A 26,697-nucleotide genomic window follows, 5' to 3' on the forward strand; every position below is an offset into this window, starting at 1 on the left:
GCCGGATTTATGAGCTAATCGTTCCGTCTGTCAAGCTCGCCTACCTGCTTTACCAAACCTCTACAAATTTACCTATCTTGCTGACTCCAATCCACTATCCATGACCATTTCCAACATCGCCGAAACCCAAACCACCCAAAGCCGTGTATGGTCGATTGTTGGCGGGTCGTTAGGGAATTTGGTAGAGTGGTACGACTGGTATGTTTACTCGGCCTTTTCGCTATACTTTGCCGGGGCATTCTTCCCGAAGAGCAACCCTACCGCGCAACTGTTGAATACGGCGGGCATCTTTGCCATAGGCTTTTTAATGCGGCCCATTGGCGGCTGGCTAATGGGGACATTTGCCGATAAACACGGGCGCAAAAAGGCTTTGACTTTTTCCGTTTTGCTGATGAGTGCCGGCTCGTTGATCATTTGCATCACGCCCGATTTTAAACACATCGGCATTGCCGCCCCTATCCTGCTGGTGCTGGCGCGAATTGTACAGGGTTTAAGCGTTGGCGGCGAATACGGCACCAGCGCTACCTACCTCAGCGAAATGGCCACCAAAAAAAACCGCGGTTTTTATTCCAGCTTCCAATATGTTACGCTGATTATGGGGCAGTTGCTTGCATTAGCGGTGCTGATATTATTACAGCGCGTATTCCTGACAGAAACGCAATTGTACAGCTGGGGCTGGCGCATCCCCTTCGGCATTGGCGCGGCACTGGCCATTATCGTGATGTATTTGAGGAGGAGCCTACAGGAGTCTGTCGACCTGGATAAAAAGGGCGATACCCATCACAGTGCCCGCGGCTCACTAAAGGCACTGGCCGAGCACCCTAAAGCGGTACTGACTGTTATCGGATTAACTATTGGCGGTACGGTTGCGTTTTATACGTTTACTACCTACATGCAAAAGTTTTTGGTGAATACCAACGGTTTCAGCAAGAACGAAGCCACACTGATATCAACGCTCACTCTTGTTGTTTTTATGCTCATCCAGCCATTGTACGGCCTCCTTTCGGACAAGGTAGGCCGCAAGCCGATGCTCAAAGTATTCGGCATCCTGGGCACACTGACTACTATCCCTATCCTTACCTATTTAAGCGCAACACATAACTTCTGGGTGGCCTTCGGGCTTATCATGCTGGCGCTGCTCATCATAAGTAACTATACCTCTATCAATGCGGTGGTAAAAGCCGAACTCTTCCCGGCTCATATCAGGGCTTTGGGCGTGGGTTTCCCCTATGCCATCGCGGTATCGGCATTTGGCGGCTCGGCAGAATACCTTGCGTTGCTATTTAAGCAAAACGGCCACGAAGAATGGTTTTATTGGTACGTAACGGGCTGCATAGCCATATCGTTACTAGTTTACACTACCATAATTGATACGCAGAAGCATTCGAAGATAGAGGGAGAGTAGAATATTTTATTTCTGTGTTATTGCGAGGAGTGATAACGGCGTGGCAATCTTAGCATATCCGCTTGTCCTCTGAGATTGCCACGCTATCGCTCGCAATGACATGTTTTATTTGATCTCACGACTATTTCGATACCAGCCCAGATATGATATTGATACTCAACGCCACAATAGCGGTATTGAACGCGAAGGAAATGAGCCCGTGCGCCCAGGCAATGCGGCGGATCTGTTTAGAAGAGATCTCGACATCTGATACCTGGAACGTCATCCCCAACACGAACGAGAAGTAAACAAAATCCATATAGTCGGGCTCTTTGTCATCACCGGGGAATTCCAAACCACCAGCAAATTTGCGGTTGCCTTTATCTACGCTATAATATAAGTGTGCATAGCGCATCGTATAAATGGTATGCACCATCCACCAGGATGTAATAACCGCCCCCATGGCCAGGATAACGTAACCAGCCACTTTCTCCTCCGATTCCCCTTTGGATGATTTAAGCAGCAGAAAAATAGCCAGCAAACTTACCAGCGAAGCTGTGAGTACAAACAAGGTGATCAAATAACGGCTGGAATCTTCCAGACTGGCAATTTTACGGATATCCTTTGGGTGCGCCCACAGGATCACTATCCAACTTAAAATGATGATGGTTAAAGAAAAGCCTATCCAGGTAACTAATGCAAGCGCAGGTATAGATTGCATATGCCTGTTCAAAACAAAAGTGACGGCTGCTACAACCAACGCTATCGTAAAGCGTGTGTGCGCCTCCATCCGGAAGAAAAAATGCTTTTTAGGGTCGGCTACTGGTTTCATTTTTATAAGTACTTGGTCGATAGACAACAGACCATGGTATTTGTTTTAATATCGACTATAGCTTATAGACCAATTAATCTTCTTCAACTATCTCGGCAACACGGCCTACCTGGCCGTCTTCCAAACGTACCTTAATTCCGCGGGAATGAAAAGAGCTGCTGGTTAGCAAATCTTTTACAAAGCCCCGCGTTAATTTACCGCTGCGCTGATCTTTCTTCAGTATGATATCTACCTCCAAACCGGGGTATATGTCTGCTCTGTTTTGTCCGTTCATGATTTTATGGAGTCCGGACGTCTGAAGACGGAAAGTCCGGAAGATTACATTTATAATTTTGTGTTTGCTTTTCGGACTTACCGACTTTCGGACTTACCGACTAACTCTTCTATCGCATGCTCCACCTTTTTAAAGTCGAAGCTGCCGATCACTTTGTTCATCGCTGCGGTTATCTCTGCATTTTGCAGGTTGCCTATGCTGCCTTCGTGGGTATGGCTGATATTTTTATCGGGGTAAAAATTGCCCTGCTCTATTGCCAGCCCAACTTGTTTATAAGCATCGCGGAACGGCGTACCATTCAATACCGATTTGTTCACTTCTTCTACGCTAAACAGGTAGGCGTATTTAGGGTCGTCCAATATATTTTTGTTTACGCTGATGTTTTGCAGCATAAAGGTGGCCATCTGCAGGCAATCTATCAGATCCGTAAACGCAGGGAACAATAACTCTTTAAGCAATTGCAATTCGCGGTGATAGCCCGATGGCAGGTTAGTGGTCATCATAGCCACATCGTTTGGCAATGCTTGCAGTCGGTTGCACTTACCACGCATAATTTCCCAAACGTCCGGGTTTTTTTTATGCGGCATAATACTGCTGCCGGTAGTGAGGTTTTCGGGGTAGCTTACAAAGGCAAAATTCTGGCTCAGGTAAAGGCATTGATCCATCGCCATTTTGGCCAGCGTAGCTGCAATAGATGATAAGGCCTGCGCAATGATCCGTTCTGTTTTTCCACGGCCCATCTGTGCGTAAACCACATTATGGTTCAGGCTCTCGAAACCCAGCAATTGCGTGGTCATGGTGCGGTTAAGCGGGAACGACGAGCCATAACCGGCTGCCGAACCTAAAGGATTTTTATTGGTGATCTTCCAGGCGGCAAGCACCATCTCCAGGTCGTCAACCAATCCTTCGGCATACGCACCAAACCATAAGCCGAATGAGGAGGGCATAGCCACCTGCAAATGCGTATAGCCCGGCAATAAAACGTTTTTATGTTCTTCGCTCAGTTCAATTAGATGGCGGAATAGTTTATCAGTTTGCTCCACTACCTGCTGTAGCTGATAGCGGAAGAAGAGTTTCAGATCTACCAGTACCTGGTCGTTACGGGAGCGGCCGCTATGGATCTTTTTACCGGCATCGCCAATGCGCTGGGTAAGCAACATCTCTACCTGCGAGTGTACATCCTCTACCCCATCTTCAATGGTAAAATTACCCTTTTCTATATCTGCGTAGATGGCTTTCAATTCGCGTTGAACCAGGGCAAGGTCGGCGGCATCCATTAAACCGATAGATTGCAGCATGGTAGTGTGCGCCAGTGAACCAAGCACATCAAAGGCGGCCATTTGCCTGTCCAGCTCACGGTCGCGGCCCACCGTAAAATTTTCTACCAGTGCATCAACGTTTGTGGTTTTTTGCCAAAGCTTGCTCATGCTGCAAATATAAAATTAAATGGGGTAGATGGGTAGCTCCTAACGGAGCAAAAATCAGGGGGTTGTTTGGTGCTACAAAGCGGTTGCCCCGATGGGGCACAACCGTTACAGTATGTTCATAATAGCTTAACAATATGCCAGTAGCGATAGGAACAGAATCTGTTATCTTTATTTGTTTTAAATTTAACCCTATGCCCAATACACAACTGCGCTTTATTAACCTGAAAACCCAACCATTTGGATTGTTTTTGTTAATGGCTGCAGTATTCTTTATCGCTTCGTTTATTTCACCACACAAAACTGTCGACGTCAATTTGCGTGATACTTATTTTGTTATCACCATCGCTGTTATTTGCCGCCTCCTCGCCTTGATCTTACTTATCATCTGGATAATTTACCTGCTTAGCAATCGCGTATTACTTTCAATCAGGTTAACGTGGGCGCATATCCTCCTTTCAATTTTACCGCTGATTGCTCTGTTAATTATATTAGGTTTCTATACACCGCAAGAGGCGCTGCCAACAAGATATTTTACGTTTACCAAGAAAGAAAGCAGCGTTAATTGGAACTTGATCTATGCAACGTTAATCGCTATACCCCTTGCCGGGCAATTAATTTTACTGCTTAATGTTATAGGTGGTTTATTTAAAAACCGCAGATTGGATGGATAGTTCCTGCCGGAGCAAAAGAGATAGCCCCGATAGAGCGATTATTAAAATAACTGTCATTTCGAACGAGCGATAGCGAGGAGAAATCCTCTTAGATAAATATGTAACGGACTATGCTTAGCCCAAAAGCAAATCGAAGAAGATTTCTCGTCGCTGCGCTTCCCTCGAAATGACAATGAGGCTTTTATAAGACAACTGTCGTTTCGAACCAGCGATGGCGAGGAGAACTATCTCTTGAACGAAGTTAAAAAATCCTGTTGCATTGAAAGGTCTATGACTTTGCCTATCAACAAGTACAACGAAGAAGATTTCTCGTCGCTGCGCTTCCCTCGAAATGACTATGAAATTAGGCTTTGCTTTACACGATCTTACTCAGCATCTGCACATATAATTCGATTCCCTGGGCAATCTCCTCTACATAAATAAACTCATCCGCCATGTGTGAGCGGGCGCTGTCGCCGGGGCCAACTTTAATAGATGGAATGTCTAATAACGACTGGTCTGAAGTAGTTGGCGAGCCGTATGTTTTGCGGCCCAGGCCTACGCCTGCCTGTACAAAGGGATGGTTTTTAACTATCGACGATGGTTTTAAGCGGATGCCGCGTGGCTTTACATCACAACTTACATGCTCGCGGATAATCTCCAACACTTCTTCGTTGCGGTAAGCATCAGTAACACGTACATCTACCGTAAAGGTGCAAGTAGCGGGTACTACGTTATGCTGCGAGCCGGCGTTAATGATGGTTACCGACATTTTAATCGGCCCAAATACTTCCGACTCTTTTGGGAATTTAAAATTGCGAAACCATTCTATATCTGCCAGGGCTTTGTAAATAGCGTTATCACCTTCTTCCCGGGCTGCATGGCCGGCGCGGCCATGCGCAGTACAATCTAAGACCATTAAACCACGTTCGGCAATGGCCAGGTCCATCAAAGTAGGTTCGCCTACTATGCCGAAATCGAGTTTACCTAAATCTGGAATAATTAATTCCAGGCCATTTACGCCGGAGATTTCCTCTTCGGCGGTGGTAGCCAGGCAAAAATTATATTTTAAGTTTTCTTGCTCAAAGTAATAAAGGAATACGGCTATCAGCGATACCAGGCAGCCCCCGGCATCATTACTACCTAAGCCGAATAATTTGCCGTCTTCTGTTTTGGCATCATAAGGGTCGCGGGTGTAGCCGGAATTGGGCTTAACCGTATCGTGGTGTGAGTTGAGCAATATAGTTGGCTTGGCAGCATCAAAATGCTTGTTCCATGCCCAGATGTTATTGAGTTTGCGATGCGTAATAACGCCGTGCTGCTGCAAAAGCTGTTCGATCAGATCGGCGGTGCGGTCTTCCTCTTTACTAAAAGATGGTATAGAAATTAATTGCTGTAATAGCTGTAAAGCCAGTTGCGATAATGCTTTTATATCTGCCATAGGTTACGGGTATACACCCTAATGATAAAACGGTAAAATTACAGTTTTTTATATAAGGGTGCAATTGGGCGATATCGTCATAAAGCAAAAAGAGCCGCGTGAAGCGGCTCTTTTTATAACTATTTAAATCCACAGATCTGCTTAAGCATTAACCATCACAAAATTAATGATCTCAACCTTGTTGGCTACAATATCCGATAGATACCTTTTCACTCTTGTTTCATCTACAAAAGAACTCATTTGGATCTTACCTTCAATGTACAGGGTTTGCCCAATCGCAATTTGCAAACTCTCTTGCTCCATTAACTTTTCGGGTACCCTTATGTTATGGTACTCGTTGTGTTCTGTATTTTCCGTACCCTTTTTAATCACCTCGTTGGTAACTATCGTAAAACAGCTAAACTTTAATTTTCCTAAAATACCTGAGTGCGGATCGTTAGTAACCTGACCTAATAGAATGACCTTGTTAATACCTGTGTTGCTGAGCATAAATCGTGCAAGATGAATATGCTGCAAAATTTGTTTATTCCGATTCAATATCAGTCAGTACAAATACTCAAATATAGAATATTAACACATGAACTATTCGTATTTATACTATTACAACTTTTAATTAATTACTACGTAATTAAAAAACAGTGTAATATCCTATTAAGATATAATACCATTTAGGATGGCATAACGTACCAGGGCGGCCGTGTTGCGGGTACCCGTTTTATCAGTGAGGCTTTTACGATGGCTTTCTATAGTTCGTTTACTGGTTTGCAGCTTTTCTGCCGCTTCCTGGTTGGTAAGGCCTGCAGCTATCAGGTTTAGCACTTCTACCTCACGTTCTGAAATGTCTATCTCTTCAGCATTTACTTCAAAACTATGGTCATGGATGCGCACCAGTTTATCCAATAATTTTAATGATAGTTCGGTACAAATGAAACGCTCGCCCGTGCTGATTACATGGCGGATGCCGAAGGTAAGTTCTGTAGCGTTGGCACTTTTGAGAATGTAACCTGTAGCACCCGCTTTAAATGCCTGCACAACATGCTTTTCGTCGTCAAGCATGGTCAGCACTATAACCTTGACATTGGGATAGGTTTGTTTGAGCCGGATAATAACTTCTACGCCGCTCATTTGCGGCATGTTGATAGCGGTGAGGATGATATCGGGTTTTAAACCATCCTTCAGAAATTTCAATACTTCCTTACCATTAGAGGCTTCGGCTAAAACTTGTATGTCTTCTTCTTTTTCTAACAATGACCTAATACCATCACGAACCATGTTATGGTCTTCGGCCAATAAAACTTTAATCATTACAGGAATGTTAAAAATGAGTTTATGAAAACTGACCGGGAAGTATATGGGTGAGTAGCAAAAAAATAAATCTACATATAATGGTTTGTATTAACAGTATAAAATTGCAGTTAGCTTAAAATGAGGCGGTTTATTCTAACAATAATGCGTCGTCCTCGTCACCCAAACTGAGTTGGATCATATCGTTACCGGCAATACCTTCTATCGAGCCCTTGATGTGGGCGGCATTCAGTAAAACCTTTTCCAGTTGTTTTTCGCGCGCCTTCCACATTTTCTCCATCGCGTCTCGCTCTTTCTGGATCGAGATGCGCATGCTCATATATCCTTCACGGATGGCCTTCCATTGTTCAGAAAATTCGCTGCTGGTTAGGTAATCATACAGCAGGTGCATCTTATCGCCCTTATTATCCTGTGATTTGGCCAACGCGGCCAGTTTAAGCACCCCATCCCGCAGGATGTACGATACCGCCTTTACCTCATCAAAACTACAGATCCAAACACCGTCCTTTTCGCCAAAGCAATCCATTCCTTTTGGATAGCATTGGGTTACTATAACAGCTACATCTACATTAGATGCCCGCATATCCTTCTTCAACTTCTCTATCCAGTCGCCCCCAAAGGCCGATGTACGCTTACTTTCATAAATGATGCGGCCGCACTCCTGCCCAAACTGATTTCGTACGGTTTGCACACAATCGGCCCCGCGTACGCCCTTGCCCACCTCGCTGATGAGATCAAACGGGAAGTAAGTACGCAGCTGCTCTTCCAATATCAGTTCCTGCACCTCGCCCTGTAATTGCATAGACCCCTGCTCGGCGCGGCGTTTCATCTCATCCACCAGTTTTTTCTGGTCTTCCAGTTGCTTCTCCATCTCCTTAACCTTTAGCTGATGCTCGGTATCTTTGATGCTGTACTTTTCTATTTCCTGCTTACGGATCTGCTCGCCTATTTCGATACGTTGCTCCTGCAGTTTGCGCTGCATGGCTATCTCCATCTCCTCCTCTTTTTGTTTAAGGGATTGCTCGCGCTGCATAAACTCCAGTTCTTTCTGGCGAGACTCCTTTAATTTTTCGGCACTGGCATTTACCGAGCTTTGCAGCATCAGCAACTGGTTCTCAAAATCGGATGCGATAGATTTGCGGAGGTTCTCTTCAAGCGACAATTGTAAGGTCTTCTTTTCAGCCGCCAGTTTTTGCTCAAAGGCGTCCTGCTGCTGCTTTTCGCGGGCAGAAAATTCGTCATCCTTGCGGCGGTATTCGTCTTCTTTCTGGCGGGTATAATCCTGCATCTTCAGCCTTAGCTGCTGCTTATATTCCTCGGCCATAACCTCCTCAATAGGGAAACCATGTCCGCAGCTTGGGCACTTAACTTCTGTAGCCATAATAATAATTAGAGAAAATCAAAGATAGGAAAAGCCTCACCTATATCCTCTCCAAAGGAGAGGACTTTTTAAAATCAGAATAGCATTCCCTTTAAAGAAGATGGCTTTAGTTTCGTCCATTTTTTTAGGTCCTCCCTACCGGGGAGGATTTAGGAGCGCTTTAAAAATCGTGATATAAATTCCTGAACGTAGTACGCAGCCCGAACGAAATCATGGCTGTTTTTTTGCTGCCCAGGGCGTTCCTTTCGTCGCGGTACAGACCGGCTAACTCAAAGCGGAAGTTGTATTTGGGGTTAACCATAAATGATACCGTACCCTCGGCATACCTTACACTGGTAGTAACACCCGGGCCTAATGGAAACCTGACTGCTGCCGGGTATTGGCGCATAGACTGGTTGTAGCCGTAATCAAACACGGTGCCATCATACCCGTAGCGCGAATAAGTTAGCTGCCCTTGAAAATCAAACCTTCCGGCGGTATAATTCATAATACCCAGGTACTCTTTGAAATTTGCCCCCAGCGGGTGGCCCAGCGGCTGCCCGTAAAAGGTATAATACGTTAGGGTTTGATTATCTGAATAAGTATCGGGCTGTACCGTATTATATTCCATAATATAGCTAAGGTTCTTCACCCCGAAAATATCGCCGCCACGGGCACCTAATTGTAAACCAGTACGATTTTTTCCACCACTGCCCGATTGCAGCTTATCTATCAGGTACTGGGCATAAATAGCATTTTTATCCAAAAATTTATATTTACCGGTAAAACCTACCATAGTATTGGCGGGTTGTGATGATGGGCCCGAGCCTGGTATAAATACGATAGGGTTAATATAATTAATATCGAAACCGCGGCGGTTGCCGTTTACATCAGCCTCGGGAATGATCACCGCGTTAAAGAAACCCAGCGAAAGGCTATTGGTAACATTATAATCCAGATAATGGAACAGGCCGTACTTGCGGCGGTTGCTACCAAAGGAGTCAAACTTTTTTTCGTTGATATCCTGTAGCATCGTCCACATCATCATATACTGGAATTTGCTTACGTTGGCCGTTACCCGCAGCATAGGGTAATTAGCCGCAAAATCTGACAGCAGCAGCGAGCGGTACCCATCGCCAATAAAGGTTTTATCCTGCCCCAGGGTAATATTTAGTTCTTTAATGGGTGTGTACGAGAGTAAAGCTGTTACGTACGAATAATCTTTGGTGGTTTTACCAAAGCTGCGGTCATATCCCTGGCCCGGCACAAAGCCTAAACTATCCACATACCGATTATAGTATGACGGGAATACCGCCTGGTTCTCGTAACCGCTGGTGTAAAAGGAAAACTTACTGCCCACCGTACCGCCAAATTGAAAACCACGGGTATTGAGCCCCAGTTTAGCCTTTGGCCCTACCCCGATCGGGTGGAAGTAGGCGGGTTTGGTGTTAGGGTCATCAAAGTCATGGCCCCAGATATTCTCAGACAGGAAATCGCCGTAGAATGTGAAATCCTTTTTATTTACCTGGATCAGGTGCTCATTAAACAATTTGCGCGATACCCAGCTTTTTCTGGTGGTATCTACCCCTATGTTCATCAGTTCAGTATATCGGGTGCTGACCGTACTGTCTATTAAAAAAGGCCTGAGCGAGGTATGCTTCAAACTCCCTTTTGAATAGATTTGCCCGTTAAACTTTTGATAAAACTGGTACGACTGCGGCAAATAAACCGATTGCGCTTTGGCCAATCCGGCGGTAAGAATAAGCAAGAATAGCGTTAACACCGTTTTACCCGCAACAAGGGAGTAGATTTTTTGCATACGCAGCAAAATAAGTATTATTTATTGTAAGATAGAAATTGGCGGGAGAATAAAGTGTCAATGCGCCCACTTCTGATAACTAATAGCTCATACCATATCTTTTGTTCATGAACGCACACGGCTTGTGGTCATGAAAGGGCATTAGCTTCATTATCAAGTAAAAAGGAATTTTATTATTGCTATTTTGTTATTATTTTTATCGTTTATCACAACTACCATGTTTATCGCATCAAGCATTTTAAAACGCCCGGCAATTTTTGCTCTTGTTTTAATACTCCAGATTTTGGGTTTCGGCTGTAAAAAAGATAAACAATTTGTTGTGAACACTGCCACACTACCGGTAATTACCACCATGGAGTTTTATACCTATAATGGAGAGCGCTACTCCGACGGGCCGCACTATTACAACAAATACATTCTCAATAATTTGGGCGTGCCCAATAGCGTGATCCTGATCAATGGTCATAATTTTAGCCAGGATTTTAAAGAAAGTACGGTTCTATTTAATAATATAATCGCGCCTGTTATTTTCGGTGACTCTACCAGTATCCAGGTGATGATACCGGATCAAGTACCCCCGGGCCCGGTAACGCTTACCATCTATACAAATGGTAAAAGCTATGTTCACCCAGGCAAATTTACCGTTGAAACACCCGATCCGCAAATCACAGGGCTTAATGTAGTTGCGGGTATGCGTGGTGGCAGGGTAATTATATTGGGCGTAAATTTTAGCACTACTGCGTCTAAAACGAGTGTTAGTGTTAACGGAATTCCAGCAGTTGTAGATTCAGCTACACTTAAGGCAATATATTTAAAAACACCTTCAAACGCAGCTTCCGGTAAAATTGTATTGACCACCCATGGTAAAACTTTAACATACAAAGACGATTTTAAAATTACTTCATCAACTTTCACAACTGTTAACAACGTTGGTTTAAGGCTTATATCATTTGATGCCGCAGGTAATATTTATGGCACGGACCAAAATAGGATAGCTAAGATAACACCGGCGGGAGCGGTGACCGTGTTAACTAAAGCAGGCACTGAATATATTAGTAATGGCTTTTTCGGGGTAAATTTTGGTGGGGCCGTAGCAGATGCATCCGGCACCATGTATTTTACATCGCCGTTTCAATCCAACGGCGCAAAACCTTATACCTATCCTGATTTCACCTTGAGATTGATGAAAGTATTGCCAGACGGTTCCTTTAATGCTATTGCAGGGGGAAGCTACTCGTCTTATGCGGATGGACAAGGTGCAGAAGCTAAATTTATCGGCCCTACTAAACTTGTCCTTAACGCAGCTACCGGCAATTTTTACATTAATGATGCGTCAATTATCCGGAAAGTTACACCGTCCGGGCTGGTAAGTACAGTCGCTAATGCACGGGTTGATAAGGCACCGGTGACCCTACCTGGTTTTATCGGAGTTAACGCTATGGCATTACAGACCACCACCGGCGATGTTTACCTTATTGATAACGCGTCCCGCTATCTGGCCAAAATTACACCTGCCGGGGTAATTACTACTACGCCTTTTACCGTTGCAACAGGTACAACTTTTACTACAACATCAGTTTACGGGCAAGCTTTGCCCGCCGATTTGGCGGTCAATGCATCGGGTACGCTTTTTTTGGCTTTAGGGAACAACCTATATCAAATTAAAGATGGCGTAGTTACTAACACTTTTGCCAACCCGGCCGGCGGCAATATCATGGGATTAGCAGTAGATAATTCGGGGACCATCTACCTGAGTGCAGCCGAAAGTTTTAACCCTTACGACTATAATGTTAAATACACGCTTTACAAGGTCACGCTTTAAAAACTACACCTCCGGCCCTCTTTCTGATCCGCAAAGAGGGGGTTTTCTTACCTTATTAGCGCTTACCCAAAGGTAGACCGCTGTTGGCTACCAGGACGAAATTATCCGTTAAAAACTGTTAATTTTCAAGACCCTGTGGCTTAATAATTACAATTTAGTTATAAAATTACTGATATTTGCCGCGTTTACACATTACCCTGATACATGCAGTACAACAAGATCAATAACCTTTTAGGCTGGCTCTGCTTTGTGATAGCCTCCTCAACCTACATTCTAACTTTAGAACCATCTGTAAGCTTTTGGGATTGCGGTGAATTTATATCATGTGCTTACCGTTTGCAGGTATCGCATCAGCCGGGTTACCCTTTGTTTGCCATGCTGGGCAAGGTGTTTTCACTGTTGTCCTTCGGCGATAATGCCAAAGTGCCTTATTTTACCAATATGGGCTCGGCAATTGCCAGCGGTGCTACGGTAATGTTTTTGTTTTGGAGCATAACCGCTATCGCTAAAAAATTATTAGCCGGCCGCGACAAGGAATTTGGCGACTCCCAAACCACCCTTATTATGGGTGCAGGTTTGGTGGGCGCATTGGCGTTCACTTACACCGATACCTTTTGGTTCTCGGCTGTAGAGACTATCGTTTTTGCCCTTTCATCGCTATGCATCGCTATTATATTCTGGGCGATATTAAAATGGGAGGCACATGCCGATGAGCCCCGTGCCGACAAGTGGATCATTTTTATCGCTTACGTTATCGGTCTTTCTATCGGGATCCACCTTTTAAACTTGTTAACTATCCCGGCGCTGGCGTTGGTATATTACTTCCGCAGGTATAAAAATATTAATACTAAGAGCGCCATCATCGCTTTTTTAATCAGCGTTGTTATCCTGGGTTTTGTACAATATGGCATCCGTGGTTATACTATTAAGTTTGCTGCGTATTTCGATCTATTCTTTGTGAACTCGTTAGGCTTGGGCTTCTGGACAGGTGCCATCTTCTTTTTCCTGCTGATTGTCGCGGCACTGGTATTTGGCATCCGCTACAGTATCAAACACAACATGCCTACGCTTAATCTTGCGTTACTGTGTGTTGCCTTTATATACTTTGGCTACGGCTCGTTTGCTTATATCCCTATCCGGGCAACTGCTAATACTAACCTCAACAACTCGCATCCGGATAATGCCTTTGTGATGTACGGCTACTTAAACCGCATTCAATACGGCGAAAACCCGCTGCTTACAGGCCAGCTCTTTGATTCGAAAATTATAGATCAAACCGAGGGAGCAAATATTTACCGTAAAGGCGAAAAAAGCTATGAGGTTGCCGGCAAAAAAACAAATTACATATACGATAAGACCACCCTGCTGCCACGTATGTATAGCAATGATGCGCAGGATGTACAATTTTACCGCCAGTGGCTGCAAATGAGCGATACCCAATCGCCTACGTTTTATGATAACATGCGCTATATGTTTAGCTGGCAGATTTACCAGATGTATGGCCGCTACTTTTTATGGAACTTTGTTGGCCGCTATAACGACCAAGACGGCCAAACCAGCACAGAGGGATATGATGGTAACTGGACAAGCGGGATCTTTGACGGCGGCAAACACCTGCCCAACTCGGTTATCCACGGTACAACTTACACACCGCTATATGCCCTTCCTTTAATTTTGGGGTTATTGGGGATGTTTTACCATTTCAGCTATAAAAAACGCGATGCCTTGATTGTGTTGATGCTTTGGTTCTTTACCGGTATTGCTGTAGTGTTATACGTTAACCAGGCCAATGTGCAGCCGCGCGAAAGGGATTACTCGTACGTGGGCTCGTTTTATGCCTTTGCTATATGGATAGGCCTGGCCGTTATTGCCATTGCCGATATGATGAAAAACTGGGCCAAAGTTAATATCAAAATCTCTGCCTACGCGGCTACAGGCCTTTGTTTATTATTAGCACCTATTTTAATGGCGTCAAAAGAGTGGAAGGCGCATGACCGCTCGACTAAAATGACACCGCATGACATGGCTTACAACTACCTCATCAGCTGCCCGCCAAATGCTATTTTGTTTACCTACGGCGATAATGATACCTACTCGTTATGGTACGACCAGGAAGTGGAAGGCATCCGCCCGGATGTGCGCATTGTTAACCTGAGCCTGTTTACTGGCGACTGGTATATCCGCCAGATGCAAAAGCAAATGAACCAAAGTGCTCCGCTGCCTATCACCATGCCTTTTGATAAGTATAAAGAAGGTGTAAGAGACGTTATTTACTACCAGGATGCCAAAATACCCGGCTACAGCGAAGTAAAGGATGTGTTTGACTTTATCACATCGGACGACAAGGCGATGCAAGGGCAAAACAATGCGGGCGAAAGCGTGAACTACCTGCCTACCAAAAAGTTCAGCCTGAAGATAAACCCGGACGATGTGATGAAGAACAATGTCATCACACCCGAGCAAAAAAGCAAGCTGGACACGGCCATGCACTGGACATATACCTCTAACTACGTGACCAAAGAGAATTTGGCCATACTGGATATCCTGGCGCATAATAACTGGAAACGCCCTATTTGCTTTACCACCACAATCGGGAACAGCAATCTGATAGGTTTACAGCCGTATTTGTATAAAGAAGGTTTTACTTACCGCTTATTACCGCTAAAACCCGACACCACCAATCAGGACCAGTTAAGCAAAACCAATAGCCTGGTGATGTACAACAACGTGATGAACAAGTTTAAATTCGGCAAGTTTAAAACGGCTAAATACCTGGACCATGAATCGACCAATATGTTTTACCCGGTAATGCTTACCACTTTCTTAGACCTGGCCCGCAACCTGGAGCAGGAAGGCGACGGTGACCTTGCTCTTAAGGTGTTACACAAGGCTGACGACGAACTGCCCGATTTGAATCCGTACATTGATGTAGCGGGCCGTAAACTGTTTATGGCGCAAATTGCCTATCGCTTAGGCGACCCTACCCTGGGGAACAAGATTATCAACGCTATTGATACCTTTTTGGTAGATCAGTTAAACTACAATTATTACCAACTGCAGCAAGGCGGCGGTAACATGAGTGTGCGCGATATACAGATAGGCATACAGGTACTAAACGGTATCACCGAGTTTAGTAAAGCCGGCCACCAGGATGCCCTGAGTAAAAAATTGGGGGCACAGTTAAAAGATTACGCCACCAAATTTGCCCCTGTTTTAGGGAAGGAATAATTAAGGCATACATTAATAAAAAGAGCCATTCAGCAAATGCTGAATGGCTCTTTTTATGTAATCAGGTCATGCTGAATTTATTTCAGCATCTCTCATACAATGTTTAAACTACAACAGCCATTGACTTGTCCTGTGAGATGCCAAAATAAATTAGGCATGACGTAAGATTTATTCGGAGGGGGGTATAAATTTTAATTTTACGGCCTTACATAAAGTGTAGTCACCTTCAGTTCGCGGTTGAGTAATTTAAATTTAGATGCTGTCAATTCCAAAATACTATCCTTACGGGTAGTACCGTCGGCTTTGGTTATTTGAATATTATGGTTTTTATCTGTTAAAACCCACTTACCATGTTTAAGGCCTTGCGTTGATGCCGACTCGTAGGTACCGTCAGCCTTATAGGTTACCTGAAGGCTTTTGACCAGTTCAACAATTTCACCTTTGCTTTCCTTAATTTTATCCTCGGCATCCGGCGCAGCGGCAACGGCTTTAGTTATGATACCGTCAACCATTTGGGGGATTGATGCCTCATCAAGTTTCCAGGTGCCCAGCACATCTTTTTCGGCAGTACTAAAAGTAGTGAATGCAGATAATGACAATGCGATAGCTGCCGCAGAAAAAAAAGTTTTTGTTTTCATGTTGGATGTGTTTGTAGGGCAAGTTAGGGCTTGCTATACATCTACACAACGTATAGTAGTAATTTACTTAAATTGAGCCGGTTTATTTGAAAAGGTTTGAAAGTAAATGTGCAACTTTCGAGCTAACAGATTTATCTACAGAGCCCGAAATCCGAATAATCATATTTTTATCTGCAGTGAATATTCGTGTTGGGCGGATATAAGATATAATTGGTAAATTACCCGAAACAAAGTCCGAATGTATTAATGGAATAGCAAAGTTATCTAAATTTTGCTGACTGGTTATTTGGCAAAGAATGATATCATCACCAGGTAGATCTGCAAGTACTAAGGCGGGTCTGCGCTTCGATCCAGAAAGATCAGAAAAAGGAAACGGAATTACAACAACATCCCCTTTTACAAATTTTGCCATGCAACATCTTCTTCAATGGTAAGCCAGTCTTTTGAAAGCGCCTTTTCACTTGCCTGAAAAGTAAGTGATTCCTCCCGAACGATATCTTTCGACTGCGCCTCATCAATAGTAAATGCAATAATTTCTACCTGCTTACCAACAAAGTTCTCAGGAACGTTGAGTAAAACACTTTGGTTTTCCGGTTTTAAAATTGTCCTCACCATATATCAAATATACAAAATATTTAAAACGCCACTTACATCGCCAGCACTTCATTCTCTTTTTTGATGCGCACCGATAGCATAATGGCGTTTAAAATAGTGAATGCTACAGCCGTATAATACAAGTTAAAGGCCAGCGGGATAATGGCTATCTCGCAAATAACGATGATATAGTTGGGGTGCTTAATGTATTTATAAATGCCTGTAGCCACGGGTTTAGAACCAGGCACTTTAAAAATCTTAGTGTTCCAGTAATGGCCAAGGGTTGATATCACCACTACCTTGATCACTATCAACACAAAAAACAGCACGATGAAAAAATAATTGGTGCCGGTATGGTCGCTGTAAATATACTCAGCAATTACTGATATGATAAAAGCCGTATGCAGCAATACAATGTACGGGTAGTGCTCTTTACCATACTCAACCGCACCGTTAGCGCGCAGCCATTTTTCGTTTCGGGCAGCTACCAGTAATTCAGATATGCGCTGAATGATCAGGAAGCTGATAAAAAGGATAAAGGTCATTGTTAGGGTTAGTTTTGCATTTTTAACAGGATCATTTCGCTGCTAAAGCCAGGGCCCATGGCCAGCATTAGCCCGTAACCATCGGCAAAGCCTTCGGCCATAAATTTCTCTAATACGTATAGCACGGTAACACTGCTCATGTTGCCATTATCAGTCATAACCTGGCGGGTGTTCTTTAAAAAATCGCCGGGAATCTTTAACGCATCCACGTAAGCATCTAAGACCTTAGTACCGCCGGGATGGAAGATAAAGTTTTTGATGTCGCTTAGCTGTAACCCTTGTTTACCCAAAAAATCGGCAACATCACCGCTGATATTAGTATGGATAAATGTAGGGATATCTTTAGAGAACACCACCTTAAACCCATCATCCTGAAACTGCCAGCCCATTACTTCTTCAGAATCGTAATATAGCTTGCTGCTATTAGCCAATATATTCAATTGCTTTGCTTGTTGAGCATGGTTATCGCCTTTAACAATCACTGCCACTACCCCATCAGAAAACAAGCTGGATCCAATGAAATTACTTTTGCTATAATCGCTTTTGATCAATGTAAGCGAGCAAAGCTCGACTGCAATCAGTAACACAACCGCATCCGGGTTTGCCTTTGCCGCCATGTTTGCCTTAGCCATACCGGCTACACCGCCTGCACAACCCAAACCCCATACTGGTGTACGGTTTACATGCTGGTTTAGCCGCATTTTATTGATAACCATGGCATCTATACTTGGCGTGGCCAGCCCGGTGGTCGATACAAAAAGCACATCAGTTATCTCGTCCTTATCGATCCCGGCTTTTGCGATCGCCACTTCTGCAGCCTCAACAGCGTACTGCAGCGATAGGCTTATATACGCATCGTTACGCTCTTTAAACGTGGTATTTTCAGCATAATAACTTATCGGTTTGGCAAAGTTGCGGGTAACAATCCCGGTATTGTCAAACGCCTGGATGAGCCGGTCTACCTGAGGGAAATCCACCGAAAAGAGGGCACGCGCCTGTTCTTTTACTTCGTGCTGCGGCACCCTGTTAGGCAAATCAATTTTAGATACTGCTGTTATAAATGGCATTGTACATTATAAAATTTGGGGGAGGAATTGCTCCAATATAGATAATACGAAAGAAACTATCGTATGGTTGATAACTTTTATTAAATACTATTGTTTCAATTACTGTAAGCTTATTAAATTGTACCACCTAAAAGTTAATTCAGATGCCCGAACTACCCGACCTGCAAGTATTTGCGCGCAACCTTGATAAAATGCTGGCCGATAAAACCGTTCAAACAATCACCGTGCATAAAGCGCCTAAATTGAATGTGACGCATCGTGAGCTGAATGATACCTTAAACGGTCAAAAACTGAATAAGGTATATCGCGACGGGAAGGAGTTGTATTTTAAGTTTAGTAAAGGCGATGTATTGGCATTGCACCTGATGCTGCACGGTAAACTGTTTTTATTTAAGGGCAAAAACGAGCAGAAGTATAGTCTCATCGAAATAGTTTTTACAGATGATACCGGACTGGTGCTAACGGATTTCCAGGGGATTGCCAACCCAACCTTAAACCCGGCTGATAAAGATGCCCCTGATGCCGATAAAGCAAATCTAACCTACCTAAAAGCCAAACTGGGCAAAACTAAAACCAACGTAAAAACAGTATTGCTGGGCCAGAAAATAATCCGCGGGATAGGTAATGCTTACGCGGATGAGATCCTATGGGATGCCCGGATCTCGCCTTTTTCCGCTGCGAATAAGATCCCGGATGATAAGGTGGCAGCACTCCTGAAGTCGATCCACTCTGTCTTAAAGAACGCCGAAGAACAGATCATCAAATCGAACCCCGATATCATCGCCGGCGAGATCCGCGATTTTATGCTGATCCATAACGCTAAAAAGAAACAAAGCCCTACCGGCAAAGAGATCCTGATCAAAGAAGCAACCCGGAAAACCTACTATACAGAAGAACAGGAGTTGTATACATAAAGTATCGGCCCCGAGTATCTCCTATGCTCCCACTCCTTATAGGACATGATTTTTTGATGAATTTTTTCGCTATACTTAAAACTTTTAACCTAAATACAGTGTTTCCTTAATAACAACACACACATATATAGACTACTAATATATACTACCATGGGAACATTACAGCACATCCAACACCAGATCTCGGCCCTTAACGACTTGATCAAAATAAATAACGACCGCATTGCAGGCTACCAAAAAGCTTTGGAAAGCACCGAAGACAGCTCTATTAAGGGAATATTTGAAAGTTATGCTGATCAAAGCACAGGTTACGTAAACCAATTGAACGATTATATCCGTGTATTAGGCGGCTCGCCTGCCGATGGTACTACGTTATCAGGCAAGTTTCATAACACCTGGATGGACGTAAAAGCGGCATTCTCTAAACAAGATGCGCATTCAATATTATCTGACTGTGAATACGGCGAAGACGTGGCCAAAAGCGCCTACCGCAAAGCTTTAGATGATAAGGAACTGATATGGGAAGACGATAAGGTGGTTACTATCTTAACCAACCAGCTACACGGATTAAATATAGCGCATGATGCGGTTAAAGCCCTGCGCGACTCAATTAAACTATCAGCATAATTATGGACAGCCCGGATCAGGATTTTTTAAAAGAATATAAGCCATTGCATGTACCGCACAAATATGAAAAAGGTGCATCATTTCAGGATAACGTTATTTACGCACTGGCACAATTAGAATATGCCACAGCGCCGCAGGTAGCTGCGAAATTAAACGAATTAGACGCCGCTACCGACCCGCATATCCACGAGGATGATGCACGGAATATATTAGTCGCGCTGTTTAATAAAGGCTTGATAAAGGGAGATAATGAACCCGAAAGGCAATATAACCTGAGTAAGATACTTACTCAGAACTCCGGCAAAGCCGACGAGTTATTTTAAAGCCCTCGCCGTAGCACAAACAAAAAAGGGAGAAGCGTTACAATGCTTCTCCCTTTTTTGTTAAACTTTTCTCAGATCAAACTTCTTCGATCCTATTTCTATCCTTGATCTTTTATCGTCAAGTCTTTTCTCTTTTCACCCTCAATATTATCAAGGTGCTGTTGGCGTTACAGGCGTTGCCAACATTACGCTATCAACAACAAATACACTTACACCCCTCCAGGGCAGGGTGTGTTTGTATTCTTTGTAATGCAGATCAAGCATTGCGCCCGCACTGTGGTTAAGTTTATCGGCAACCTTTTCGTCTGTAACCGAAAACATAAACTCGTTAGATTGAATATTACCCTGGGTTTGCGAACGGATGCCGGTTTGGATCAGTCGGCCCTCATAAGTTTTGAAAAGGTTACCCTTCTTAACAAAGTAATTCATTGTTCCGGCTTTTACACCTTCGCCAAAAACAAAGAAATACCGGTAGTAAACTACCCCGGTTACTACAAGTAACAATACAATTAAAACTATAGGTAAAACGCGTCTGTTCATAGTGTTGTGTTTTTATTTATCAAGCTAACGGATAAACCGGTTATAAGTTTAAAAAATAATTGGTCAATGCCGTAAAATCATCAAATTTAACATCATGGTCATCTGTATCACCAAAACCGTAACTTACAAATACAAAGGGGATGCCCGCCAACCGTGTCTGCTCGCCATCGCCGGCGGTATCGCCCACATAAACCGGGGACTTTAGGTCGTGTTTATCTATCAGTTGTTTGATATTAAAATTCTTGGGCATAAAGTTGGTGCCGTACGCAATCTCGTCGGTAATATAGGCGTCAATATCCGCCCAATTGATAAACTGGCGGATAATGCCTTTGGCACAATTACTCAAGATGAAAAGCTTGTACTTTTCTGCCAGCTTAGGTAAACCTTCCATCACACCGTCATACATAATGCCGCCCATATCACCTATCAATGAGTGCCGCCTGTTGTTTACGGTAGCATAAATATCCAGGCGTTTCTGGTGGTCAAACTCGGGCATCAGGGTTTCGATCACCTTTTTACCTTCCCAGCCCACCATAGGCGCAAGTATATGGCGGTCAATAGTTTTGTCGATCCCCATTTCGCCAAAAACAACATTCCAGGAGTGGGCATAAGTGTCAACGGCATCCCAAAGGGTACCATCCATATCAAAGATCAGGCTATCGGGTTTTTGCATAATGTTGGTGAAATTAATCTTTAGTTTTTTAACCACAAAGTACGCATAGATTTTACGGAAAGATTATGGGCGAAAATCGTCTCCCGCACTGCAATTCTTTTCTGTCAGCTTTTCGTTTGATTATATAAGTAAATAGTACCATAAAAGTGATATCCGTCACCATTAGGCGGCGCAATTGTTAAGTATCTTTGTATCATAGTGAAAAAGGCATTCCCGGTATATGATATTTGCGCATTGTCTGATCATCAGCATGAAGACCTGCTGGTGAGCCGCTTTGCCCCTTATCTGCAAAAGCATAAAAACCTGAGTTTGCCACACAAGCATACTTTTTATCACGTAGTACTATTTACACAAGGTGGCGGTACGCATGCCATCGATTTCAAAACGTTTCCTGTAAAGCCTCACCAGATCTATTTTATGGCCCCCGGCCAGGTGCACCGCTGGAATTTTGAGGGTCCGGTAGACGGTTACATCATTAACTTTTCGGCAGCGTTTTTCCAGTCGTTTTTGTTACGGCCCGACTACCTGGACACCTTTCCATTCTTTAGCGGTAATGTAAACGATGAAGTGATTAACCTCGACATTAAAAGCAGGGACCATATTACTGACTTGTTTGATCAATTGGTGCAGGAAAGTGCTGCGCCGGATAAACCGGGAATGGACCTCATTAGGGTGTTGATGCTGCAATTATTTATTACCGTAGCACGACAAGGTGTTAACAGCAACCATGTAGCCTCATCAACCTATAATTATACGCTGCTACAAAGCTTCAGAAAACTGGTCGACTTGAACTTTACAACACTTAAATTACCCAAAGACTACGCCGCATTATTGTATATCACCCCAAACCACTTAAATGCGCTTTGTAACGATATGCTGGGGTTACCCGCCGGCGAAGTGATACGCGATCGGGTTGTTTTAGAGGCTAAACGCCTGTTGGTGAACCTCGACCTAAATATTGCAACCATAGCCGGTAAGCTCAACTTTGCCGACAACTCTTATTTTACCAAATTCTTTAAAAAACATACCGGCACCACGCCCGACGAATTTAGAAAACAAACACTGACCCATGACACCCGATAATATAAAACCTAACAAGCCGGTATCTGCCCTGATGGGCATTGTCAAATGCAAATGCCCGCGCTGCCGCCGCGGGGATATTTATTCGACCCCTACCTACAGCTTTAGCGGCCAAAAAATGCACGAACGTTGCGCGCACTGCGGGCTGGTATATGAGCGCGAACCGGGATACTGGTATGTGGCTATGTTTGTAAGCTATGCCTTTAACGTTGCCGAAATGGTAACCTTTGCTGTAGCAACGCATGTGCTAACAGGTTCAAATTCGCCGTGGTTGTATGTTGCGGTATTAATGGGGGTAATATTTATCTTGTCGCCGTTCAATTACCGCTACTCAAGGGTGATCTTATTGTATTGGCTAACACCAGGCTTAAATTACGAACCATGGCGGGGCGAGGATATGAATAAGGTTGCGGTTAAGGATAAAGAGTAGCCGTATAAATGCTAAACGTTTATCGGCACAGAAATAATGAAGCTTAATAGGGGAATAGTGATTTAGATACTTTTCACCTTGCGGGCAGGTACCCCGGCAACGATGGTATTTGGGGCAACATCACGCGTTACTACTGCACCCGCGGCTACCACAGCGTTTTCGCCAATGGTTATACCGGGTAATATAGTTGCCGCCGCACCTATCCAGGCGTTACGTTTTATCACAATTGGGCAACATACCAAAGCCTTCCTGTCTTCGGGTTTAATGGGATGATTTTCTGTAATGAGGTTGGCTTTGGGCCCGATAAGTACGCCATCCTCTAAAGTGATGCCACCCATATCCAAAAAAGTGCAGGCATGGTTGATGAACACATCTTTACCTATATGGATATGAATGCCGAAATTTGTGTAAAAAGGGGCAAATACAATTGTAGATTTATCTATCGAAGTACCGGTGATTACGCTTAACCGGTCCCGTATCTGGTCAACGTCCTTAGAAGTCGCGTTCATTTCCGTAACCAGATTGATCGTTTTTGAAACAACATCATGTATCTTAAAATATTGCTCATCGTCTAACCTGATAGGTTCGCCCGCCTTCATCCGCTCAAAAATATCGACATCTACGTTCATTTTTAGACGATTACTGATGGGTCAAAACCTCAATCTTTTTCAATAGCTCATCCATTTCAAAGGGTTTGGCTAAAAAATCATCGGCACCGGCAGCCATGGCCGATTCCCTGATGTCGCGGCTCGCCGAGATCATAATTACGGGGATGTTTTTTGTGATGGCAGTACTTTTTAGCTTTTTACATATATCCCTGCCGTCTTCGCCGCTCATCCAAATATCCAGCAGCAGCAGGTCGGGCAATTCTTCTTTCATATCCAGCACAGTCGATCCATCTACCGTACTGGTTACTTTGTAACCCTCAAATTCAAGCAGCATCTCCACAGCATCCACTATCCCCGGATCATCGTCCGCTATCATTATTTTTTTTTGTTTCATTTTACTATGTAGTTTGATGCCCAAACTACCGCAAGGTTTAACTAATTATTAAATAACTTATTTAGTATCTGTTATCGTATCCTGGTTTATTGGCAATGAAAAACAAAAGGTAGACCCTTGCCCCTCAACACTATTTACCCACATTTTGCCACCTTCCCTGCGGATGATCTCATTACTGATATACAACCCCAAACCCAAACCGGGGAAGGTGTGTTGCTTACTACCGCTTACCCGGTAAAACTGCTCAAAAACCCTGCCCCTTTTATCTTCGGGGATGCCAATTCCAAAATCCTGTACGCAAACGGTGATTTCGTCATTCTCCCGCTCGGTACTGATGATAATGCGGTCGGTATGCGGCGAATACTTAATGGCGTTGGTGATCAAATTTGTTATCACCTGTCCTATCCGGTCTTTATCAGAAAACATCTGCCCGCACTCTTTAAAGTCCATCACCAAAATGTGTTTGTTAGTGGTGTGCTGCAGGTCCTGGATATTGTCCTGTATGGCGGCATTAAAATCAAACCAGGTTTTATTGAATTGTATCCGGCCCGAGTTGATCTTGGTAACATCCAGCAGATCGCCTATCAGGTTGGTGAGGCGGTTTAGCTGCGCATCCATCTTCTCAACCATAGCAGCTTTCTTCCCTTCGCCTTCTTTACTCAACATAGCGCCCAAAACCTGTGCGTAGGCCTTAATGCTGGTAACAGGGGTTTTTAATTCATGGCTGGCAACACCCAAAAAATCGTCTTTTTGGCGCTGCATCTGCTTTTGCTCGTCAATATCTGTATTTGTACCAAACCATTTGGCAATTACGCCATCGGTCATAAAAGGTAAGGCACGGGTAAGGTGCCATTTATAATTACCAAACCTGTCACGCAGGCGGAATTCGTACTGGTATACTTCGCCGGTTTGCAATGAGCGTGTCCACCGCTCAATGCAGCCTTCCCTGTCTTCGGGGTGTACGTTTCCAAGCCATTCGGGGCCAATTATATCAGCTACAGGTAAACCGAAGAAATCGATGGTTGGCTTATTTACGTAATCCAGTTCGCCGGTTGGTTTAGCGGTCCACAACTGCACCGGCATAAAATCAGTTACAAAATCAAATTGGCTTATCCGGTCTTTCAGCTCAGTATTTTTAAGCTGCAATTCAATATCTTTCTGTATAGTTTCGGTAATATCTGTGCAGGAGCCTACATAACCTATAAATTCCGATTGTGCGTTATACTGCGGGTTACCGGTGGCCACACACCAGTGAATTTTGCCATTTTTATGCCGTATCCTGAATTCAACCTTGTAGGCGGCGCGTGCGCCAAGATCCTGAACAAACTTATTTCCCGCGCGCTCTCGGTCCTCGTCTACAAGACAGTCCAGCCAGCCCCTACCTAACGTTTGCTCATACGTTTGCCCCGTCCACTGGCCCCAGGTTTTATTGGCGTAGGTTATTAGCCCCTGGTCATCGCTCATCCACAATGCTGTTGGCGATGCGCCGGTAATATTTTGCAATAACTGTTCGCTTTTTATCAAAGCCTGCTTGCCGGCAATTTCTGCCCGCAAGTCGCGTACGATGGTGGCCCGGCCCAGTGGCTTATTTGTTAACGGATCATATGTGAGCATAGATGTGCCGGATACCGGGATAGCCTCGCCCGTTTCAAAATGGCGATATAGCACCTCGCCGCTCCAGCGGCCTTTGTTCATTAAGGTTTTATTAATCGTATCTTTTAGCCTGGCTAATTCGGCGGGCATTATAAATTCACTGTTGTGGCGGTTTATATCGCCATCGGGCAAACCAACCATCCGGCGGCCGGCGGCGTTAATAAAGCTTACATTACCGTCCAGATCGCTCAGACTTACAAAATCTGATGTATGTTCAATCAGGGTGATCAATTTACGCTGTTCCTCGCGATTTAAAACCTCTTCGGTAATATCTAAAGCCGTCCCCGCAAAACGGATGCAGCGGCCTTCGTCATTAAAGTAGGCCTTACCCTTGCAGCGTAACCACCTTAACTGGTTGTCCTCGCCGCCTATCGTACGGAACTCACTGTCGTAAAAGCCTCCAAGTTCCGGCTTAAGCGATTCCTGTACTGTTTGATCTATTCGCTCCCGGTCGTCGGGATGTATATATTTTAATACGTATTTGTAGGATACCACATCCTCGCCCTTGCTAAAGCCATATAACTCTTTACAACGCGCATCCCAAACCACCACATCATTCACAGGGTCCAGATCCCAGGTGCCCAACCCGGCCGATTCGAGGGAGAAACGCGTACGTTCTTCACTCTCGGCTAACTTTTGGCGGGTAAATACCAGTTCGGTAACATCGTCGGCAGTGTTTAATATGGCCCAAACTTTGCCATCGTCTTCTTTTAGAGGATTATAGTCAAAATTAAAATAAAAGGTTTGCAGTTTGCCGTCAACAAAAAGCTCAACCCTGGCGGCTTTTGCCGAATAAGGTATACCCGTGTTGTAAACTCCCTTTAAGATGTCTACAAAGGGTTGGCCCTCCATTTCTGGCAGGGCCTCTATAAAAGTTTTGCCTATTACCGATGCATCCCTGTCCCAAACTTTTAGGATAGCCTTGTTCACCAGTTGTATCACCAGGTTAGGGCCAACGTATAAACCAACCGGAGAGGGCGATTCTTCGATAAGGGTTTTAAAAATATTTTGAGTTTGCAGGTAATGGTTCTCCATCGGGGGCCGTAAAACGTTAGTATTGGTTGCGACA

At 44.1% G+C, this 26,697-nt stretch carries 27 protein-coding genes; 9 read left to right on the top strand and 18 right to left on the bottom strand.

The window, feature by feature from the left end; translation table 11 throughout:
• Positions 1 to 100 precede the first annotated feature (100 nt).
• A complete protein-coding gene (locus IDJ76_RS15175; protein ID WP_191164194.1) occupies positions 101 to 1,405 on the top strand; it encodes an MFS transporter in 1,305 nt (434 codons plus the stop codon).
• Positions 1,406 to 1,526: 121 nt separating this feature from the next.
• Here the strand turns inward: IDJ76_RS15175 and IDJ76_RS15180 are convergent, their stop codons facing one another.
• The 3 genes from IDJ76_RS15180 to argH all read right to left on the bottom strand — a co-directional run bounded on the left by IDJ76_RS15180 (position 1,527) and on the right by argH (position 3,917).
• Positions 1,527 to 2,216, bottom strand: a complete 690-nt coding sequence (locus IDJ76_RS15180; RefSeq protein ID WP_191164195.1) for a DUF1345 domain-containing protein — start codon at positions 2,214 to 2,216, stop codon at positions 1,527 to 1,529.
• Between the two features lie 73 nt (positions 2,217 to 2,289).
• Positions 2,290 to 2,490, bottom strand: a complete 201-nt coding sequence (locus IDJ76_RS15185) for a YwbE family protein (RefSeq protein ID WP_191164196.1) — start codon at positions 2,488 to 2,490, stop codon at positions 2,290 to 2,292.
• Between the two features lie 77 nt (positions 2,491 to 2,567).
• A complete protein-coding gene (argH, locus tag IDJ76_RS15190; protein ID WP_191164197.1) occupies positions 2,568 to 3,917 on the bottom strand; it encodes an argininosuccinate lyase in 1,350 nt (449 codons plus the stop codon).
• A 191-nt stretch (positions 3,918 to 4,108) separates the two neighbouring features.
• On the opposite strand from argH, the gene IDJ76_RS15195 reads away from it, so the two are divergent.
• Positions 4,109 to 4,588, top strand: coding sequence for a hypothetical protein (locus IDJ76_RS15195; protein ID WP_191164198.1), 480 nt, complete (start codon positions 4,109 to 4,111; stop codon positions 4,586 to 4,588).
• Positions 4,589 to 4,943: 355 nt separating this feature from the next.
• On the opposite strand, the gene IDJ76_RS15200 is transcribed toward IDJ76_RS15195, so the two are convergent.
• From IDJ76_RS15200 to IDJ76_RS15220, 5 genes are all read right to left on the bottom strand, one after another.
• Positions 4,944 to 6,008: a M20 family metallo-hydrolase gene (locus IDJ76_RS15200; protein ID WP_191164199.1), complete on the bottom strand. Its 1,065-nt coding sequence runs from the start codon at positions 6,006 to 6,008 to the stop codon at positions 4,944 to 4,946.
• Between the two features lie 141 nt (positions 6,009 to 6,149).
• Complete coding sequence (gene ssb / locus IDJ76_RS15205) at positions 6,150 to 6,497, bottom strand: single-stranded DNA-binding protein (RefSeq protein WP_191164200.1); 348 nt, start codon at positions 6,495 to 6,497, stop codon at positions 6,150 to 6,152.
• A gap of 162 nt (positions 6,498 to 6,659) precedes the next feature.
• Positions 6,660 to 7,313 (bottom strand): response regulator transcription factor, encoded by a 654-nt coding sequence (locus IDJ76_RS15210; RefSeq protein WP_191164201.1) that lies wholly within the window; start codon positions 7,311 to 7,313, stop codon positions 6,660 to 6,662.
• Positions 7,314 to 7,443: 130 nt separating this feature from the next.
• Positions 7,444 to 8,694, bottom strand: coding sequence for a DUF2130 domain-containing protein (locus tag IDJ76_RS15215; RefSeq protein WP_191164202.1), 1,251 nt, complete (start codon positions 8,692 to 8,694; stop codon positions 7,444 to 7,446).
• 160 nt (positions 8,695 to 8,854) lie between these two features.
• Entirely contained in the window at positions 8,855 to 10,492 is a 1,638-nt protein-coding gene (locus tag IDJ76_RS15220) for a gliding motility protein RemB (protein WP_224746350.1), read from the bottom strand.
• Positions 10,493 to 10,709: 217 nt separating this feature from the next.
• Here IDJ76_RS15220 and IDJ76_RS15225 point away from each other — a divergent pair, with 217 nt between their 5' ends.
• Both IDJ76_RS15225 and IDJ76_RS15230 read left to right on the top strand, forming a co-directional pair.
• Positions 10,710 to 12,314, top strand: coding sequence for an IPT/TIG domain-containing protein (locus IDJ76_RS15225; protein WP_191164203.1), 1,605 nt, complete (start codon positions 10,710 to 10,712; stop codon positions 12,312 to 12,314).
• 204 nt (positions 12,315 to 12,518) lie between these two features.
• Entirely contained in the window at positions 12,519 to 15,542 is a 3,024-nt protein-coding gene (locus tag IDJ76_RS15230; protein ID WP_191164204.1) for a DUF2723 domain-containing protein, read from the top strand.
• A gap of 197 nt (positions 15,543 to 15,739) precedes the next feature.
• Here the strand turns inward: IDJ76_RS15230 and IDJ76_RS15235 are convergent, their stop codons facing one another.
• From IDJ76_RS15235 to IDJ76_RS15255, 5 genes are all read right to left on the bottom strand, one after another.
• Entirely contained in the window at positions 15,740 to 16,180 is a 441-nt protein-coding gene (locus IDJ76_RS15235) for a hypothetical protein (protein ID WP_191164205.1), read from the bottom strand.
• 82 nt (positions 16,181 to 16,262) lie between these two features.
• Positions 16,263 to 16,592: a type II toxin-antitoxin system PemK/MazF family toxin gene (locus IDJ76_RS15240; protein WP_191164206.1), complete on the bottom strand. Its 330-nt coding sequence runs from the start codon at positions 16,590 to 16,592 to the stop codon at positions 16,263 to 16,265.
• Positions 16,577 to 16,795: a hypothetical protein gene (locus IDJ76_RS15245; RefSeq protein ID WP_191164207.1), complete on the bottom strand. Its 219-nt coding sequence runs from the start codon at positions 16,793 to 16,795 to the stop codon at positions 16,577 to 16,579. Before IDJ76_RS15245 ends, IDJ76_RS15240 begins: the two co-directional genes overlap by 16 nt.
• A gap of 32 nt (positions 16,796 to 16,827) precedes the next feature.
• Complete coding sequence (locus IDJ76_RS15250) at positions 16,828 to 17,319, bottom strand: isoprenylcysteine carboxyl methyltransferase family protein (protein ID WP_191164208.1); 492 nt, start codon at positions 17,317 to 17,319, stop codon at positions 16,828 to 16,830.
• An 8-nt stretch (positions 17,320 to 17,327) separates the two neighbouring features.
• Positions 17,328 to 18,386 carry a type III polyketide synthase gene (locus tag IDJ76_RS15255; protein WP_191164209.1) on the bottom strand — a complete coding sequence of 353 codons (1,059 nt, stop codon included), beginning with the start codon at positions 18,384 to 18,386 and terminating at the stop codon, positions 17,328 to 17,330.
• A gap of 143 nt (positions 18,387 to 18,529) precedes the next feature.
• Here IDJ76_RS15255 and IDJ76_RS15260 point away from each other — a divergent pair, with 143 nt between their 5' ends.
• From IDJ76_RS15260 to IDJ76_RS15270, 3 genes are all read left to right on the top strand, one after another.
• Complete coding sequence (locus IDJ76_RS15260; RefSeq protein WP_191164210.1) at positions 18,530 to 19,300, top strand: DNA-formamidopyrimidine glycosylase family protein; 771 nt, start codon at positions 18,530 to 18,532, stop codon at positions 19,298 to 19,300.
• Between the two features lie 150 nt (positions 19,301 to 19,450).
• Positions 19,451 to 19,927, top strand: coding sequence for a ferritin-like domain-containing protein (locus IDJ76_RS15265; protein ID WP_191164211.1), 477 nt, complete (start codon positions 19,451 to 19,453; stop codon positions 19,925 to 19,927).
• Positions 19,928 to 19,929: 2 nt separating this feature from the next.
• Positions 19,930 to 20,250 (top strand): hypothetical protein, encoded by a 321-nt coding sequence (locus tag IDJ76_RS15270; protein ID WP_191164212.1) that lies wholly within the window; start codon positions 19,930 to 19,932, stop codon positions 20,248 to 20,250.
• 150 nt (positions 20,251 to 20,400) lie between these two features.
• Here the strand turns inward: IDJ76_RS15270 and IDJ76_RS15275 are convergent, their stop codons facing one another.
• Positions 20,401 to 20,790 carry a hypothetical protein gene (locus IDJ76_RS15275; protein WP_191164213.1) on the bottom strand — a complete coding sequence of 130 codons (390 nt, stop codon included), beginning with the start codon at positions 20,788 to 20,790 and terminating at the stop codon, positions 20,401 to 20,403.
• 40 nt (positions 20,791 to 20,830) lie between these two features.
• Positions 20,831 to 21,463 carry an HAD family hydrolase gene (locus IDJ76_RS15280; protein ID WP_191164214.1) on the bottom strand — a complete coding sequence of 211 codons (633 nt, stop codon included), beginning with the start codon at positions 21,461 to 21,463 and terminating at the stop codon, positions 20,831 to 20,833.
• 198 nt (positions 21,464 to 21,661) lie between these two features.
• Between IDJ76_RS15280 and IDJ76_RS15285 the strand changes: the two genes are divergently transcribed.
• Both IDJ76_RS15285 and IDJ76_RS15290 read left to right on the top strand, forming a co-directional pair.
• On the top strand, positions 21,662 to 22,546 hold the full coding sequence (locus IDJ76_RS15285; protein WP_191164215.1) for an AraC family transcriptional regulator: 885 nt from the start codon (positions 21,662 to 21,664) through the stop codon (positions 22,544 to 22,546).
• Positions 22,533 to 22,973, top strand: a complete 441-nt coding sequence (locus IDJ76_RS15290) for a DUF983 domain-containing protein (RefSeq protein WP_191164216.1) — start codon at positions 22,533 to 22,535, stop codon at positions 22,971 to 22,973. Before IDJ76_RS15285 ends, IDJ76_RS15290 begins: the two co-directional genes overlap by 14 nt.
• Before the next feature lie 62 nt (positions 22,974 to 23,035).
• Here IDJ76_RS15290 and IDJ76_RS15295 read toward each other — a convergent pair whose 3' ends face one another.
• The 3 genes from IDJ76_RS15295 to IDJ76_RS15305 are packed head-to-tail and all read right to left on the bottom strand — an operon-like array spanning position 23,036 to position 26,663.
• Positions 23,036 to 23,602: a DapH/DapD/GlmU-related protein gene (locus IDJ76_RS15295; protein WP_191164217.1), complete on the bottom strand. Its 567-nt coding sequence runs from the start codon at positions 23,600 to 23,602 to the stop codon at positions 23,036 to 23,038.
• Positions 23,603 to 23,612: 10 nt separating this feature from the next.
• Entirely contained in the window at positions 23,613 to 23,975 is a 363-nt protein-coding gene (locus IDJ76_RS15300) for a response regulator transcription factor (RefSeq protein WP_191164218.1), read from the bottom strand.
• Between the two features lie 57 nt (positions 23,976 to 24,032).
• Positions 24,033 to 26,663 carry a PAS domain-containing protein gene (locus IDJ76_RS15305; protein WP_191164219.1) on the bottom strand — a complete coding sequence of 877 codons (2,631 nt, stop codon included), beginning with the start codon at positions 26,661 to 26,663 and terminating at the stop codon, positions 24,033 to 24,035.
• Positions 26,664 to 26,697: the final 34 nt, after the last annotated feature.

Source organism: Mucilaginibacter glaciei, from assembly GCF_014773245.1.
Taxonomy (GTDB): Bacteria; Bacteroidota; Bacteroidia; order Sphingobacteriales; family Sphingobacteriaceae; genus Mucilaginibacter; species Mucilaginibacter glaciei.